The organism is Streptomyces sp. NBC_00464, assembly GCF_036013915.1.
Classification (GTDB): domain Bacteria; phylum Actinomycetota; class Actinomycetes; order Streptomycetales; family Streptomycetaceae; genus Streptomyces.
Window position 1 is genome coordinate 7030535 of the sequence record NZ_CP107899.1, and the last position, 14989, is coordinate 7045523.

17 protein-coding genes, 1 pseudogene and 1 riboswitch are annotated in these 14989 nt (G+C 70.7%); of the genes and pseudogenes, 6 read left to right on the forward strand and 12 right to left on the reverse strand.

Going from position 1 to position 14989, the window contains the following annotated elements:
- Window positions 1-2 precede the first annotated feature (2 nt).
- The 4 genes from OG912_RS31615 to bioB all read right to left on the reverse strand — a co-directional run bounded on the left by OG912_RS31615 (window position 3) and on the right by bioB (window position 3995).
- Complete coding sequence (locus OG912_RS31615; protein WP_327712293.1) at window positions 3-701, reverse strand: class I SAM-dependent methyltransferase; 699 nt, start codon at window positions 699-701, stop codon at window positions 3-5.
- 133 nt (window positions 702-834) lie between these two features.
- A complete protein-coding gene (gene bioD, locus OG912_RS31620) occupies window positions 835-1524 on the reverse strand; it encodes a dethiobiotin synthase (RefSeq protein ID WP_327712295.1) in 690 nt (229 codons plus the stop codon).
- Window position 1525: 1 nt separating this feature from the next.
- The gene (locus OG912_RS31625; protein ID WP_327712296.1) at window positions 1526-2830 is read right to left on the reverse strand and encodes an adenosylmethionine--8-amino-7-oxononanoate transaminase; all 1305 of its coding nucleotides are present in this window, start codon (window positions 2828-2830) and stop codon (window positions 1526-1528) included.
- Window positions 2823-3995, reverse strand: coding sequence for a biotin synthase BioB (gene bioB, locus OG912_RS31630; protein ID WP_327712297.1), 1173 nt, complete (start codon window positions 3993-3995; stop codon window positions 2823-2825). Before bioB ends, OG912_RS31625 begins: the two co-directional genes overlap by 8 nt.
- A 143-nt stretch (window positions 3996-4138) precedes the next feature.
- Here bioB and OG912_RS31635 point away from each other — a divergent pair, with 143 nt between their 5' ends.
- Window positions 4139-5281 (forward strand): 8-amino-7-oxononanoate synthase, encoded by a 1143-nt coding sequence (locus OG912_RS31635; protein WP_327712298.1) that lies wholly within the window; start codon window positions 4139-4141, stop codon window positions 5279-5281.
- 43 nt (window positions 5282-5324) lie between these two features.
- On the opposite strand, the gene OG912_RS31640 is transcribed toward OG912_RS31635, so the two are convergent.
- Complete coding sequence (locus OG912_RS31640; protein WP_326734820.1) at window positions 5325-5531, reverse strand: DUF397 domain-containing protein; 207 nt, start codon at window positions 5529-5531, stop codon at window positions 5325-5327.
- 25 nt (window positions 5532-5556) lie between these two features.
- Window positions 5557-6417: a helix-turn-helix domain-containing protein gene (locus OG912_RS31645; protein ID WP_327712299.1), complete on the reverse strand. Its 861-nt coding sequence runs from the start codon at window positions 6415-6417 to the stop codon at window positions 5557-5559.
- A gap of 223 nt (window positions 6418-6640) precedes the next feature.
- Between OG912_RS31645 and OG912_RS31650 the strand changes: the two genes are divergently transcribed.
- Window positions 6641-7072, forward strand: coding sequence for an ATP-binding protein (locus OG912_RS31650; protein WP_327712300.1), 432 nt, complete (start codon window positions 6641-6643; stop codon window positions 7070-7072).
- A gap of 21 nt (window positions 7073-7093) precedes the next feature.
- Here the strand turns inward: OG912_RS31650 and OG912_RS31655 are convergent, their stop codons facing one another.
- Window positions 7094-8011 carry a LysR family transcriptional regulator gene (locus tag OG912_RS31655; RefSeq protein ID WP_327712302.1) on the reverse strand — a complete coding sequence of 306 codons (918 nt, stop codon included), beginning with the start codon at window positions 8009-8011 and terminating at the stop codon, window positions 7094-7096.
- A 72-nt stretch (window positions 8012-8083) separates the two neighbouring features.
- On the opposite strand from OG912_RS31655, the gene OG912_RS31660 reads away from it, so the two are divergent.
- Window positions 8084-8731, forward strand: coding sequence for a LysE family translocator (locus OG912_RS31660; protein ID WP_327712303.1), 648 nt, complete (start codon window positions 8084-8086; stop codon window positions 8729-8731).
- 69 nt (window positions 8732-8800) lie between these two features.
- Here the strand turns inward: OG912_RS31660 and OG912_RS31665 are convergent, their stop codons facing one another.
- The 4 genes from OG912_RS31665 to OG912_RS31680 all read right to left on the reverse strand — a co-directional run bounded on the left by OG912_RS31665 (window position 8801) and on the right by OG912_RS31680 (window position 11804).
- On the reverse strand, window positions 8801-9274 hold the full coding sequence (locus OG912_RS31665) for a C40 family peptidase (RefSeq protein WP_327712305.1): 474 nt from the start codon (window positions 9272-9274) through the stop codon (window positions 8801-8803).
- A 3-nt stretch (window positions 9275-9277) separates the two neighbouring features.
- Window positions 9278-9448: riboswitch (cyclic di-AMP (ydaO/yuaA leader) on the reverse strand.
- A 328-nt stretch (window positions 9449-9776) separates the two neighbouring features.
- A complete protein-coding gene (locus OG912_RS31670) occupies window positions 9777-10085 on the reverse strand; it encodes a hypothetical protein (RefSeq protein ID WP_327712306.1) in 309 nt (102 codons plus the stop codon).
- 7 nt (window positions 10086-10092) lie between these two features.
- Window positions 10093-10728, reverse strand: coding sequence for an ATP-dependent Clp protease proteolytic subunit (locus OG912_RS31675; protein ID WP_327712307.1), 636 nt, complete (start codon window positions 10726-10728; stop codon window positions 10093-10095).
- Between the two features lie 602 nt (window positions 10729-11330).
- Window positions 11331-11804, reverse strand: coding sequence for an NUDIX domain-containing protein (locus OG912_RS31680; RefSeq protein ID WP_327712308.1), 474 nt, complete (start codon window positions 11802-11804; stop codon window positions 11331-11333).
- 215 nt (window positions 11805-12019) lie between these two features.
- Between OG912_RS31680 and OG912_RS31685 the strand changes: the two are divergent.
- Both OG912_RS31685 and OG912_RS31690 read left to right on the forward strand, forming a co-directional pair.
- Window positions 12020-12337: pseudogene (locus tag OG912_RS31685) on the forward strand (AMP-binding protein); the annotation flags it as partial.
- A gap of 498 nt (window positions 12338-12835) precedes the next feature.
- Window positions 12836-13126, forward strand: coding sequence for a type II toxin-antitoxin system Phd/YefM family antitoxin (locus OG912_RS31690; protein WP_327713592.1), 291 nt, complete (start codon window positions 12836-12838; stop codon window positions 13124-13126).
- A 62-nt stretch (window positions 13127-13188) separates the two neighbouring features.
- On the opposite strand, the gene OG912_RS31695 is transcribed toward OG912_RS31690, so the two are convergent.
- Window positions 13189-14181: an ABC transporter permease gene (locus OG912_RS31695; protein ID WP_327712309.1), complete on the reverse strand. Its 993-nt coding sequence runs from the start codon at window positions 14179-14181 to the stop codon at window positions 13189-13191.
- Between the two features lie 110 nt (window positions 14182-14291).
- Between OG912_RS31695 and OG912_RS31700 the strand changes: the two genes are divergently transcribed.
- Complete coding sequence (locus tag OG912_RS31700) at window positions 14292-14921, forward strand: TetR/AcrR family transcriptional regulator (protein WP_327712310.1); 630 nt, start codon at window positions 14292-14294, stop codon at window positions 14919-14921.
- Window positions 14922-14989 lie beyond the last annotated feature (68 nt).

The window sequence follows — 14989 nt, forward strand, 5'->3', positions numbered from 1 at the left end:
CGTCAGCGGAGTCCCTCCCGCCGCCGGTCCACCACGGTCGACCGTCGTGCCGCACCCAGCACGCACGAGGACGTGGGAAGCCTGATGCCGCCCTCCGGCATGTTCACCTTCCGGTACGTCTCCACCACGAAGCCGGCCGCTTCGATCGCGGCGAGCGCGTCGCGCGAGGTGTGACATCCACCGGCCATCAGCGGCCAGACGGTCCGGTCCAGTGCGTGCTGGGTGGCGGCCATGACCCGGCCATCGGCCCGCACGTGCTCGAAGAAGCGCAACTCGCCACCCGGCCGCAGGACCCGTCGGACTTCCGCGAGCGACTGCTGCACATCGCGTACGGTGCACAGCACGAGCGAGGCGACGGCTCCGTCGAACGCCTCGCTCTTCACCGGCAGCGCCTCCGCCGTACCCGGCACCACGTCCACCGGGATTCCCGCGCGCAGCGCGGACCGCACCGCCAACTGCCGAAGCGTGCGCTCGGGTTCGATCGCCACCACCTCGGACACCGCCGGGGGGTAGTGGGCGAAGTTCAGCCCGTTGCCCGCCCCGATCTCGATGACCCGTCCCGACAGTCCCGACAGCAGCTCCGCCCGCACCCCGGCCATGCCCGCCGCGGACTCCGCGGCCACACTCAGGCGGGCGTAGCAACGGGCGAAGACGGGGTGGTGCACCGCATCCCTCTGGACCTTCGTGCTCCGCAACCGCATGACGGACCTCCTCGACGGGCCGGTCCGCGCGGGCCGGGGTGCGGGTGTACGCCCCGCCGCCCCGCTCGGCCGGAAAGGTTCGGCTACCTCGATTCTGCCTCTTCGGGGCACCCCCGTCCTGCGGCACCCACCGTCATTCCGGCGGCCGGGTCCCGCCCAACCGCTCCGCAAGCCAACTCCCGGCCCGGGCGCGGAAGTCCACCGGGTCGAGGGATCCCGCGCCCGCAGGGACCACTCCCAGCAGCGGCGCATTCGCCGCCACCGGAAGATCCGCCAGATTGCAGCGCTCCGCCAGGCCCGGCCCGGCGGGCATGCTGCCGACCACCACCCCGAGGCAGTCGAGCCCGCGTGCACGCAGCGCCTCCGAGGTCAGCGCCGTGGAGTTGAGCGTGCCGAGCCCGGCAGGCGCCACCACCAGGACCGGCGCCGCCAGCAGCCGTGCGGCGTCCGCCAGGGTCGCGCCGTCGTCGTCGAACCGTACGAGGAGCCCGCCCGCGCCCTCGACCAGTACCAGATCGTGCTCGGTCGCCAGCTTCTCGGCGGCCTCGGCGACCTCGTACGGCCTGACCGGCGCCATCCCGGCCCGCCGCGCGGCGGTCGCAGGCGCCAACGGCTCCGGGAAGCGGGCCAGTTCGACCGCCGTCACATGACGGCCCGCCAGCCGTGCGACCTCGGCGGCGTCACCCGGCTCACCCGGTTCCAGGCCCGTCTGGGCCGGTTTGAGTACCGCCACCCGACGGCCCGCGGAAGCCGCCGCGACGGCCGCGGTCACGATCGTCTTGCCGATCTCGGTGCCCGTCCCCGTCACCACCAGAATGCCCATCTCAGCCCTCCCGCGCCGCAGCGCACACGGCGCGGCAGATCCGCGCCACGTCATCGTCACCCGTGACGTACGGCGGCATGGTGTACACGAGGTCGCGGAACGGCCGCAGCCACACTCCCTCGCGTACCGCCGCCCGCGTCGCGGACTCCATGTCCACCTCGTGGTCGAGCTGGACGACGCCGATGGCGCCCAGAACGCGCACGTCGCGGACTCCGGGCAGCTCCCCGGCCGGGGCCAGACCGTCGCGCAGACCGGCTCCGATCCGTTTGACCTCCTGCTCCCAGTCCTGGCCGAGCAGCAGATCGATCGAGGCGCAGGCCACCGCCGAGGCGAGCGGATTGCCCATGAACGTCGGCCCGTGGGCGAGTACCGGGACCTCGCCGCGCGAGATGCCCTCGGCCACCGCTGTCGTGCACAGAGTCGCGGCCATCGTCAGATAGCCGCCGGTCAGGGCCTTGCCCACACACATCACATCGGGCGAGATTCCGGCGTGCCCGGCTGCGAACAGCTTGCCCGTCCGTCCGAAGCCCGTCGCGATCTCGTCGAACACCAGCAGGACGCCGTTCGCGTCGCAGGCCTCGCGCAGGACCCGCAGGTACGCGGGCGAGTGGAAGCGCATGCCTCCCGCACCCTGCACGACGGGTTCCACGATGACCGCGGCCAGCTCGTCCGCGTGGTGCGCGATCAGCTCGCGCAGATGTGCCGCGTACGCGGCGTCGGGCTCCGCGTCGAAGCCCGACGGCGGCTCGTCGGCGAAGACCTGCCGGGGCAGCGCCCCCGACCACAGCTCGTGCATGCCGCCCTCGGGGTCGCACACCGACATCGGCTGCCAGGTGTCCCCGTGGTATCCGCCGCGCCACGTCAGCAGACGCTGCTTGGCCGGCCGTCCGGCCGAATGCCAGTACTGGAGGCACATCTTCACGGCGACCTCGACGGACACCGAGCCCGAGTCGGCGAGGAAGACGTGCTGCAACGGCTCCGGGGTGATCTCGACCAGCTTCGTGGCCAGCCGCACGGCGGGCTCGTGCGTGAGCCCGCCGAACATCACATGGCTCATCCGGTCCAGCTGGCCGCGTGCCGCCTCGTTCAGCACCGGATGGTTGTACCCGTGCACGGCCGACCACCACGACGACATGCCGTCGACCAACTCGCGCTGCCCGTGCGCGGGTTCGGCGAGCCGGAGCCGTACGCCGGACGCGGATTCCACGACCAGCGGCTCCTGCCGGCCAGGCATGGGACCGTACGGATGCCAGACGTGCGCCCGGTCCAGGGCCCGCAGCCCGGCGGGGGAGAGCGGCTCAGGCATTGGGTGCGAGATCCGTACCCGCGCCGCGACGGCGGACCGCCACCAGATCCGTGCGTGCCGCCTGGGGTTCGGCGGCTTCCACGGGAGCGGTCTCCGGCTCCGGGGCGTCGCCGCAGGGCGCACATCCGCCGGCATGCGAACCGCAGCCGCCACCCGCGTCCGTACGATGCCCGGGCAGCGTCGTCGTACCGGCGCCCTCCACCTCGAAGCCGGCGTCCGCGATCATGTCGAGGTCCGTCTGCCCTGCCTGGCCCTCACTGGTCAGATAGTCGCCCAGGAAGATCGAGTTGACGAGATGCAGGGCCAGCGGCTGCATCGAGCGCAGATGCACCTCACGCCCGCCCGCCAGCCGTACCTCCACGTCCGGGCAGACGAACCGCACCATCGCCAGGATGCGCAGACAGCGCTGCGGCGTCAGGTTCCACTCCTTGGCGAGCGGAGTCCCCTCGAACGGGATCAGGAAGTTGACGGGCACCGAGTCCGGGTCGAGCTCACGCAGGGCGAAGACCACGTCGACCAGGTCGGCGTCGCTCTCCCCCATGCCGGCGATCAGCCCGGAACACGCGGAGAGCCCCGCGGCCTGTGCCTGGTGCACCGTCTCCACCCGGTCGGCATAGGTATGGGTCGTGGTGATCTCCCCGTACGTCCCCTCGGACGTATTGAGGTTGTGGTTGTACGCGTCGGCACCCGCCGACCGCAGCCGGTCGGCCTGGCCGTCGGAGAGCAGGCCGAGGCAGGCGCACACCTCGACGCCCTCGTTCTGTTCCTTGATCGCCTCGATGGTCTGTGAGACCCGGTCGACGTCCCGGTCGGTCGGGCCCCGGCCGCTGGCGACCAGGCAGACGCGCTTGGCGCCACCGGCCACTCCCGCAGCGGCCGCCTTCGACGCCTCGTCGGGCTTCAGCCAGGTGTACTTCAGGATCTCGGCCTTGGATCCCAGCCGCTGGGAGCAGTACGAGCAGTCCTCGGGACAGAGCCCGGACTTGAGATTGACCAGATAGTTCAGCTTCACCCGCCGTCCGAACCACTGACGGCGCACCTTTCCGGCCGCGGCCACCACATCGAGCAGTTCGTCGTCCGGGGTCGCCAGCACGGCGAGCGCTTCTTCACGGGTCGGCAGCTCGCGCCGCAGCCCCTTGTCCACCAGCGTGTTCAGGAGGTCCATGGCGATGATCCTGACGCACGGCACCGCCCTGAGCCAAGGAGGAACCGGACAAGAGAGCCTGCTGAGGGTGTGTGCATTGCCACACCATGCCCGGCTGCGCCCCCGGTTAGGGTCTGTGAGCTGCCTACAAAAGGGACCCGCTCATGCCCTTCGCCCCGTTCGACTGGATCGACGACGAGGCGCGCCGCCGCGCGGACGCCGGACTCGTCCGGACGCTCCGGCCGCGGCCCGTCGATCCGGACCTGCTGGACCTCGCGAGCAACGACTACCTCGGCCTGACCCGGCATCCGCAGGTGACCGCCGCGGCGGCCGACGCGGCACGCCGCTGGGGCGGCGGTGCCACCGGCTCCCGGCTGGTCACGGGTTCCACCGCGCTGCACGCCGAGCTCGAACACGAACTGGCCGAATTCTGCGGCTTCGAAGCCGCCCTGGTGCTGTCCTCGGGCTATGCCGCCAACCTCGCGGCGCTCACCGCCCTGACCGCCCGGGGCTCGCTGATCGTGTCGGACGCGGGCAATCACGCCTCGATCGTCGACGGCTGCCGGCTCTCCCGCGCCGAGACGGCCGTGGTGCCGCACGCCGACCCCGAAGCGGTACGCAAGACCCTGCACACGCACCGGGGCAGGTCCCTGGCGGTCACGGACTCGGTCTTCTCGGTCGACGGCGACGCCGCGCCGCTGGCCGAACTGGCCGACGCCTGCCGCGCGGAGGGCGCCGCGCTGCTCGTCGACGACGCCCACGGCCTGGGAGTGCTCGGGGACGGCGGCCGCGGTGCGCTCGCGGCGGCGGGCCTGGCGGGCAGTGACGGCATCGTCGCCACGCTCACCCTCTCCAAGTCCCTGGGCAGCCAGGGCGGCGCGGTCCTCGGCCCGGCGCGCGTCATCGACCACCTGGTCAACACCGCCCGTACGTTCATCTTCGACACCGGTCTCGCACCGGCCGCGGTCGGCGCCGCACTGGGCAGCCTGCGGCTGCTGCGCCGCGAGCCGGCACGGGCGGGCCGGGCCCGTACGGTCGCCACCGCACTGTACGAGCAGCTGACCGCGGCCGGTCTGACCGCGGTCCGTCCCGACGCGGCCGTGGTCTCCGTGCGCGCGCCCTCGGCCGAGGCGGCCGTCCGCTGGGCGGCGGACTGCCGTACGGCCGGCATCGCGGTCGGGTGCTTCCGGCCGCCGTCCGTACCGGACGGCATCTCCCGGCTCCGGCTGACCGCGCGGGCCGACCTGACCGACGAGCAGATCGCATGGGCGGTGGCGATCGTACGGCGGACCGCGCCGGCGGGCTGACCCGCCGGTGGACGGTGGTCCGAGCGTCGGCCCGCCCGGCGGGTCAGCCGACCGGACCGCTGTTCAGGGCGGTGACGAAGGAGGTCCAGGCGGCGGCAGAGAACTGCAGCGGCGGCCTGGACACGTCCTTGGAGTCACGCACGGCCAGTCGCCGGCCGCCGAGCGGTGCGGCCTCCACGCAGTTGTTCATTCCCGTGCTGCGGCTGCTGCGCCGCCACCGTAACGCGTGCTGTGCGAGGCAATCCGACATGACGCCCCCCTCGGGCAGTCCGGGGTCACTGACCGTCGCGGTCGATTGCGGCGATCAGTTCCAACGAGTGCTCCGGCGACAGCGCGTGTGCCTGCAGGGTGCGGAAGGCCGAGCTGTACGCCTCAAGGTCTTCTTTCCGCTCCAAGTAGAGGCTACTCATCAGATGGTCGAGAACGACCACATCCAGATCAGAAGTGTTCGGAAAGGAGAAGATAACGAAAGGTCCAGTGAGGCCTACATAGCCGCCGACCGAGAACGGCAGCAACTGAAGCTGTACATGCGGGAGTTGTGCCACCCGGCTGAGGTGGCGCAGCTGTTCCCGCATCACCAGGCGGCCGCCGACCTGCCGTCGTAGTACCGCCTCGTCCAGCACCGCGCTCAGCCTCAGCGGTGGATCGCTCCGCAGGACCCCCTGCCGCGCCAGCCGTACCTCCACCAGCGAGTCCAGCTGTCCGGTGGGCAGCCCGTCGAGCGAGGCCCGGGTCACCGCGCGGGCGTAGTCGGCGGTCTGCAACAGGCCTGGAACCACTGACGTCTCCAGTGTGCGAGCTGTGCGCGCCTGCGACTCCAGGCTGATGAAGTCGCGGTACTGCGGCGGGATCAGACCGCGGTACGCGTGCCACCACCCCGCGCCCCCGCCGCCCGCCGAACCCGCGAGCGCCTCCAGGACCTCGCGCAACTTCGGGTCGTCCGTGCCGTACGCGTCGAGCAGCCGGGTCACATCACCGGTCTGCACCCCGCTCACGCCGGTCTCGATCCGGCTGACCTTCGACTGGTGCCAGCCGAGCAGACGGGCAGCGTCCCGGCTCGTGAGTCCCGACGCATGGCGCAGACTTCGCAGTTCCTCCCCGAGTTTGCGGCGTCGTACCGCAGGGCCGTGCTGCATGCCGTGCTCCCTCCCCGTTCCTGTCGAACGCTCCCTGCCGATCGGACAGTGTGGCGCCCTTACGGGGTATCCGGGGCAGAGTTCACCGCTTTGAGCGACAGATATATGCATATCTTGGTGGATCGCCGTCACAGAGGGCAGCATCAGTGGCAATCTGGCGCGAAGCACAACCCGGACCATCGATCGCGGGGTCGCTTCCGGGTGGGAAAGGGACGGACTCGCCATGGCAGACCATCAAGAAGCAAGCGTCACTCTGCCGAGCGAGCCGGTTTCGGTCTCCGCGGCACGGCGGTATGTGGCCCGGGTACTGGCCGAATGGGGACTGCCCGAAGGTACGGACACAGGAGAGACGGTCCGGCTCATCGTCTCGGAGCTCGCGACCAACGCCGTCCAGCACACCTTCGGACAGTCACCCACCTTCACCGTGGACCTCCGGCTGGAACGGGAGGAAGAGCTGCGCCTCGGGGTGACGGACAGTCACCCCCGTTGGCCCCAGCGGCTCCCGGCGGCCGTGCAGCAGGACAACGGGCGCGGCATGGTGATCATCCGTTCGCTGGCCAAGGAGTACGGTGGCCGGCTGGCCGTCACCCCCACCCCGGACGGCGGAAAGACCGTCTGGATCGCACTGCCGTGGCACGTACCCGTCCAGCAGTGACTGCCCCGCCGCGCACTCCGGTCACTGAGGCGCGGCGGCCCGCCCGAATCCGCTGCGCAACAGAGCCCGCAGCGTCGCAGCCGCAGCGCTCGTGCGGTCACCGCGGTGCACCACCGAGATCGTCCGGCGAAACGCGGCCGGCTCCAGCCGCCTCACGGACAGCGGCGTCGGCGACATCGCGGCGACCATCTCGGGTACGACCGCCATGCCGATGCCCGCGCTGACCAGAGCACACACCAGCGCATAGCCCGGTGACTCGCAGACCACCGCCGGCAACGCCCCCGCCTCGGCGAGCGCGCTCTCCACCCCGCGGCGCGGCGGATGGGTGGGCGCGCTGCTGATCAGGGGCCGGCCTGCCAGCTCCGTGACCGGGAGCCGTCCGCTGCCGTCGGCCAGGACCTGCCCGACAGCAGTGATCAGGACCAGTTCCTCGATCAGGAGCGGCTCGGCCAGGATGCCCGAGGGCAGTGCCGTCGCGGCAGCCGGCTCATAGGCATGGGTCAGTGCCAGATCCACCTCGCCCGCCGCCACCGCTGCCACCCCGCCCGGTGGTTCGTATTCGGTGACGACCAGTTCCACGTCCGGGTGGGCCCGGCGGAACGCGCTCAGCACCGGGGGCAGCAGATGGACGCCCGCCGTGGTGAAGGTGCCGACCCGCAGGCGCCCGCCGGACAGCCCGGCGAGGCGCGCCAGCTCGTGGCGGGCCTGGTCCATCTCGTCGAGGACCCGCCGGGCGCGCCCGGCAAGCAGTTCGCCCGCGGCAGTCAGGCGGGCGCCACGGTGGTGGCGCACCAGCAACGCCGCACCCGCCTCGCGCTCCAGCTTGGCGAGCTGCTGGGAGAGCGCGGGGGCGGTGTACCCCAGGCGGGCGGCGGCCCGGGTGATCGAGCCGGCCTCGGCGACCGCCACGAGCGCCGCGAGCCGTGTGGGGTCGTACATTAAGCATTCCTTTTGGCAGACCCAGAAGATTGCAAGTACATGCTAAAGGCTCCGGGGGTCCAGGGTGGAGCCATGGACGCACAGCTCACTGCCTTCGTCGGGGTCGCCGCCGCAATGGTCGCGCTGCCCGGCGCGGACTTCACCGTCGTCGTACGCAACGCCCTCGCCTCGCGTGCGGCGGGGGTCGCGACGGCATTGGGGGTTGCCGGGGGCCTCCTCGTCCACACCGCTCTTGCCGTCGCCGGTCTGGCGGCCGTGCTGGTGGCGGTGCCCGTGCTGTTCCGGACCGTCCAGCTCCTGGGCGGCGCATACGTCCTCTACCTGGGCATCAGCGCCCTGTACGCGGCCCGGCACCGCATACGGCCGGGACCGGAGGCCGGGCCGGGCGAGGAGGGCGGCGCGCGGGCCGCGAGGGGCACCGGGCGCGCTCTGCGCCAGGGCTTCCTCACCAATGCGCTGAATCCCAAGGCGCCCGTGCTCTTCCTCAGCCTTCTGCCGCAGTTCGTGCCCACCGGGGCGGCGCCGCTGCCCAGAACGCTGCTGCTGGCCGCGATCGTCGTGGTGCTGGCGCTGATCTGGTTCCCGGCCGTGGCGCTCCTGGTGGACCGCCTGGGCCGGTGGCTGCGCCGGCCGCGTACCGCCCGGGCGATCGAGGGCGGCAGCGGCGCGGCACTCACCGCACTGGGGCTGGTCCTGGTGACCGGTCCGCTGCTGCACTGAGGCGGGAGCGCGGGCAGGGACGAGGGAGAGGCCTCGGCGGACCCGTCGGCCGCGGACCGGGGTGGGGCCTCAGCGGACCCGGCCGTAGTAGACGCTCTTCGTCCAGATCTTCTCCAGGCGGACCACGGCCCCGGTCTTGGGCGAGTGCCAGATCTTGCCGCTGCCCGCGTAGATGCCCACGTGGTAGATGCTGCGGCCGGAATGGAAGAAGACCAGATCGCCGCGCTGCCGGCTGGAGGACGAGATGTGGCGGGTCTTGTTGTACTGCTGCTGGGCCGTGCGCGGGAGCTTCTTGCCCGCCTTCTTGAACGAGTAGAGCGTCAGCCCGGAACAGTCGAAACGGCTGGGCCCGGCCGCGCCCCACCGGTAGGGCGCCCCCTTCTTGGAGGCGGCGATGTTGAGCGCCTTCATCGAATGTGTCGCGGCCTGGGCATCGGTCACGGCGCCGGGAACGAACAACGTGCCGCCGACAGCGGCGAGAGTCATGGCCGAGGCCGTCGTGGCCCGGGCGAGCAGAGACGGGACATGAACCTGCGCAGTCATGCGCAACCCTTCGTCAGCCGCCTGTGAAGGATGACCTGTCGGGTTCGGGCTGGCGAAGTTGCCCGGCCGCAGATGCGGCTTCACCCCGAGGGTCGACCGGAATCCGGTCGGCCCGTTGTGCTCGGGTCCTCCACTCCTGCCGATCCACTCCTGTCGACCAGGCATCCGGACGGCGGCAGGACTCGGCGTCCGCCCGGACCGCCCCGCCGCGGTGGCGGGGGCTTGTCGTCCCAGGGATCTTGACTCACCGAGTGCCGGATTTCCGAGGCGAAACGGCGATATGTGAGGCTCATCACGACTGACCCGTTCGGGTGGACAGGTGTCATTACGGGAAACTCCCGGCGCTCGCCGGCCAGTGCCGTACCAGCGGCGGAACGGGAGATTTCACCCATCGTCCACCTCGATTGCGCAAATCGAGTTGTCCCTCGTGCGAAGTAACGTCTACGCCGAACGAGCGAGAAAATTCGGTCGACGCGTCGGGCGTGTCGAGCCGGAGGGCTGATCAACTCGGCGGGGCGGGCGGGATGGTGACCCGCCCGGAGCGTCGTTCGCCATCCAGTACGCGTAGCGCCCGGGTCAACGTGGCCGCGTGGATCCGGGATTCGCCCCGCTCGTGCATCACGGCGAGTGCGTCCCGCAGAGCGGCCGCGAACGAAGCCAGTGCCTGGGCGGCGCGCAGCGCGCCGTAGGTGTCGCCGCCGTGGGCCGGATTGATCCGGCCCACCTGGTCGAGGACTTGCAGGTAACGGTCGATGAACTCGCCCTCCGCGCGGGTCAGGGCGGGCAGTGGCGGGAACTCCGGTGACGGCATCGGGGATTCACCGTGCCGGGTGCGGAGGCAGCGACAGTGAGCGGTTGCGGATGATGTGGTCGACCAGCCCGTAGTCCTTGGCGCCCTCGGCGTCGAGGATGAGATCGCGTTCGGTGTCGGCGGTGATCTGCGTGGCGGGGCGGCCGGTGTGACGGGCCAGAATGCCGGTCAGCGTTTCGCGCATACGGGCCACTTCCCGTGCCTCGATCTCCAGGTCGGAGGGCTGTCCCTGCACCGGCTCGGCGAGTTCGGGCTGCTGCACGACCACACGGGCACCCGGCAGAGCGTGCCGCCTGCCCGGAGCGCCTGCCGCGAGCAGCACGGCCGCGCCGGCCCCTGCCTGGCCGAGACAGAAGGTCTCCACCTCGCAGGTGAGGAACATCATCGTGTCGTAGACGGCGGTCATGGCGCCGAACGTGCCGCCGGGGGAGTTGATGTAGAGCGAGATGGCCCGGTCCGGCGCGTCGTGCTCCAGGTACATGAGCTGTGCGACCAGGTCGCCGGCCGCGGTGTCGTCGACGGGGGTGCCGAGGAACACGACCCGTTCGGCCAGCAGTTTGGAGTACGGGTCGAGCGTCCGGGTCCCCTGGGACGTGCGCTCGGTGAACTCGGGAAGTACATGGCGGGCGGCAGGGCGGTGCATGGCGTGGCCTCTCCTCCGGGGCGCGCGGAGGCCCGGAAGGCGTCCCGCGCACGCTTCTGTGAGAAATGTACAGGACGTACAGAAGATTGTGATGGGGGAGCCGTGAACGGCCGGCCGGGGTGCGATGAACAGACAGGACCAGAGCGCCGGCGGGGCGCGTCCGTCGACATCTGCTCTCGCTCTGCTCTCTGCGCTCCCGAGCGAAACCGCCGGACCACGCGCCCTCGAACCGCTGCGCAGCTGTGTGCGACGCGGGCCGTACCACCGATCGGCGAGTACGGCCCGATGTACGTGCACTCCAAGACGCACCTTGTCCACGAGGGCCGCCACGTCAATGGAGGGTGCGAGGAGCGATGCCCCTCGTTGCAAGGTCTGCGAGCTCAACCGAGTCGCTCCCTCGGCCATGACGACTCTTTCGAGCTCGTTTGTGGAAAGGTTCTTCCGGATGAGGGCTACGCGCGCTCCCAGCGCCACATGCGGTACGTATACGGCGCCCGCGACGGTCGGCGGTGAACGAGGGTCCTTGCCCGGGCGCCGGAGAGCACCGGATATGTCGCCGGAGAGCGGCGGATCTATCGCCCCGTTGCCACATGAACCTTTGCCTACCCGGAAACGGTTACCGGTTTGGGCGGGGGGCCGTACTTCAGGATCGACTCCAGTTGCGGAACCAGGTCGTCGTCCGGAAGGAGCCGCTCAGGTGTTGCCTTGAGCTCGGAGAGACTCCACCACCTGTACCCCTTAATGGACTTGCGCTCGTGGTCCTGGAGGCTGCGATGGTCAACCTGCGTCGAAATCGTGCGCACGAGCACGTAGGACTGTTTGACTAGTTGTGCGTATCCACGTCGATGCGTGATCCAAGGCGTACCCACCCACACCAGCGGTCCCACCTGAACGGCGACCAAGCCGGTTTCTTCCCGAAGCTCTCTTCGAACAGCTTCGTCCAACCCCTCGCCTTCTTTGAGGCCACCGCCTGGACATGTCCATCTTGGTACACCCTCAGAGTCCACCAGTCTGAACATGAGAAGCCGATCAGCGCTGTCCAGCAAAACGGCCCTGACTGTCTCTCTGGTCTCCATGACAACTCCACTGATCCATTCCGGCCTGAGTATCGCCCGGGGCGGGGTGTGTCCCGCGCGCCTTTCGGTGATTCAACTCCTCGGGCCTCGTTGCTGTCTTGCTCCTACCTCGCGCAGCGTCCAAGCTGGTGGCCGAGACCCACGCCAACGCCGTCGCCATCACGGCTTGGGAGCCGTTCGGCTGTCCCGAGCTGCTGACCACGTACCGGCCGAGGGTGGCCAGCGTCGTCCCCAGCCTTCTGGACGCCTTGACCGAGACCTGGCGCCGCCGCGAACTGCCCGGGAATTTCGGCTACTTCGTCTCGGCTGCGGCACCGTTGTCGACGATGACCGCCCGCGCCGTGCACGACCGGATCGGCGCGCGCGTGATACAGGGATACGGCCTGACGGAGACGACGAACTTCTCCGTGACCATGCCGACGGACCTGTCCGACGAGGCGTACCGGCATCTGGTTCTCGACGCCGACATCCCGTCCGTCGGTATCCCTGTGCACGGAAACGAGGTGGCGGTTCTGCTGCCGGACGGCAGCCTCGCGGAGCCGGGCGCGACGGGGGAGATCTGTATCCGTGGCCACAACGTCATGTCGCGGTACGCGAACAACGAGGCGTCCACCGCGAAGGCGTTCCGCGGCGGGTGGTTCCACTCGCAGGACCTGGGACATCAGACGGTCGACGACGAGTCGGGCCGCACCGTGTTCGTCCTCACCGGTCGCACCAAGAACGTCGCCAAGGTGCGGGGTGAAACGGTGTCCTTGGAGGAGATGGAACGTGTGCTGCGCGCACACCCCGGCCGAACTCACGGACAGCGAGCTGCGGGACTATCTGCGCCGGCACTTCGCCGCATGCGTGCTTCCCACCCGGATCGTGCGGGTCGACACGGTGCCGAGAACGGCCACGCGCAAGATCCTGCGGCCGGCTCTCCAGGATCTGCCGACCCCGCCCGCTCCATGAGTCCTGAGCCCTCTGACCTGGATGAGCGCTGTGGCCAGGGACTACGACGGACCGGGCGGACATTGCATAGGCTGGAGGACATGGCCTACGAGATTCCGGTGACGCAAGCCCGAGCTGAGCTCGCCGAACTGATCAACCGAGTCGTCTACGGCGGCGAGCGCGTGGTCGTGACGCGGCACGGCAAGCCGCTGGTGGCGTTCGTGTCGGCCGCTGACCTGGAGCGGCTGGAGAGCGAGGAGGAGGCCGAGCGTGAGCAGGTGATCAGTTCGGTCTCCTCGATCGGCTCCGCAGCGTCCGCTCCCGGTGCTCCGCGCCGCTTCGGGATCGCCGCGGAACACCGGGGGCAGCAGGATCCGGAACCCGGACGCTGACCTGATGTGCCGGGAGGCCGTGCACCCGCGGCGGCGGGGTCACGGCCTTCCGGTGGTCGGCCTCAGCCCGCCAGGGCGGCCTGTCGTACGGGTGCCGGCTCGGGGGTCTCGGGGGCCCGGGCCCGGCGGCGGCCGCCGATGAGGACCGCGGTCAGGCCGAGTACGGCCCACGCGGTCAGGGTCAGGGCCGCTCCGCCCGCCGCGTGACCGTCGAAGAAGGCGACCGAGCGCAGCAGCGAACCGCCCGCGCCCGGTGGCAGCCACTGGCCCAGCGCGCCGATGGGCCGGGGGAGCAGCTCGGGCGCGCTCGTGACGCCGGAGAACGGGTTGCCGATCAGGACCATGAGCAGGGCCCCGAGGCCGATGCCCGCCGGTCCGATCAGGGCCGCGAGCCCCGCCACGGTGCCGCCGATGGCGAGCACGGTGAGGCCGAGGGCGCCCGCCTCGCTCGACCAGTCGCCGGTGAGCACTCCGAGCCAGCTGTCGGTGAGCGCGGCGGCGATGACACCCACCAGGGCGGCCACACCGAGCAGGGCCACGGCCGCGCGCCCGCCGCGCAGGCGCAGCAGTGTCACGGCCGAGCCGGCCGCCACGCCCGCGATCGCCAGGGGCAGGATGCTCGCGCCGAGCACGCTGCCACGCGGATCCGTGGAAGGCGCCGCCACCACGTCGGTGACCGGCACGGAGGAACCGGCCGGGGCCGAAGCCGTCACCGCGTCGTGCAGGAGCTGGGCGACCACCGGGCCGGCCGCGGACGCGGTCAGCAGTTCGGGGCCCTTCGCGCTCACGACCACCGCGCCGTATACGGCCCGGTCCTTGATCGCGGTCCGGGCGGCGTTCGCGGAGTCGTACCGGTGGATCTCGAAGGCGCCGTCCTGCTGTTCGAGGCGTTGCTGGAGCTGATCGGCCGCGGGTGCGGAACCGGCGACGCCGACGGGGAGATCCCGTGGGGCCATCCGGGCGGCGGGCCAGGCGAAGGCCCAGAGGGCGAGCGCCACCACCACGGGGACCAGGAGGACGACCGCCACCAAACGGCGGTTCGGGGCAGCGGGCATGACGGGAACCTCGATTCAAAGAGAAGGATCGTTCGTTTTACGTGATGGCGTCACTGTCCCCCGAGGTGTCACGGTTGTCAAGAATGAATGTTCGTTTTAGATTGGGGGGCATGGCTCGCGTATCCCAGGAACACCTCGACGCCCGCCGTCGGCAGATCCTCGACGGCGCCGCACGCTGCTTCGCCCGTGACGGATTCCATGCAACCTCCATGCAGGACGTCCTGAAGGAGGTCGGGCTGTCGGCCGGTGCGGTCTATCGCTACTTCACCGGCAAGGAGGACCTGATCGCCGCCATCGCGGGGGAGGCGGTCGGCGGTGTCCGGCTGGCCTTCGAGCGTGCCGCCCGCGTCAGTCCGCCGCCCACCCCCGACGTCCTGATCGGCCGGGTGGTGCGCACCCTGTTCGGCGAGGAGGCGGGCGGCAGGGGCGGGCTGGACCGGCGGGCGTACGCCGGACTGATCGTGCAGGTGTGGTCCGAGACGCTGCGCAGTGAGCGGCTTGCGGCCACCCTGGGCGAGGCCTACGCAGGTCTGCGGATCTCCTGGGCGGAACTGGTCGGGGTGTACCGCGAGAGCGGGATGCTCTCGGCCGAGGTGCCCGACGAGGACATCGCGCGCACGCTGATCGCCACCGCCCAGGGGTTCATCACCCAGCTCGCCATGTTCGGCGACGCGACGCCCGAGCTCCTCGAAAGCGGTCTGCGCGGGCTGATGTCCATGGATCTGCAAAGGGCCAGTTAACGCGCCGGAAAAACTTCGGCTCTAACGTGCAATACCTCGCCGTGCGGCACCGGTTCGACGTTCAACAG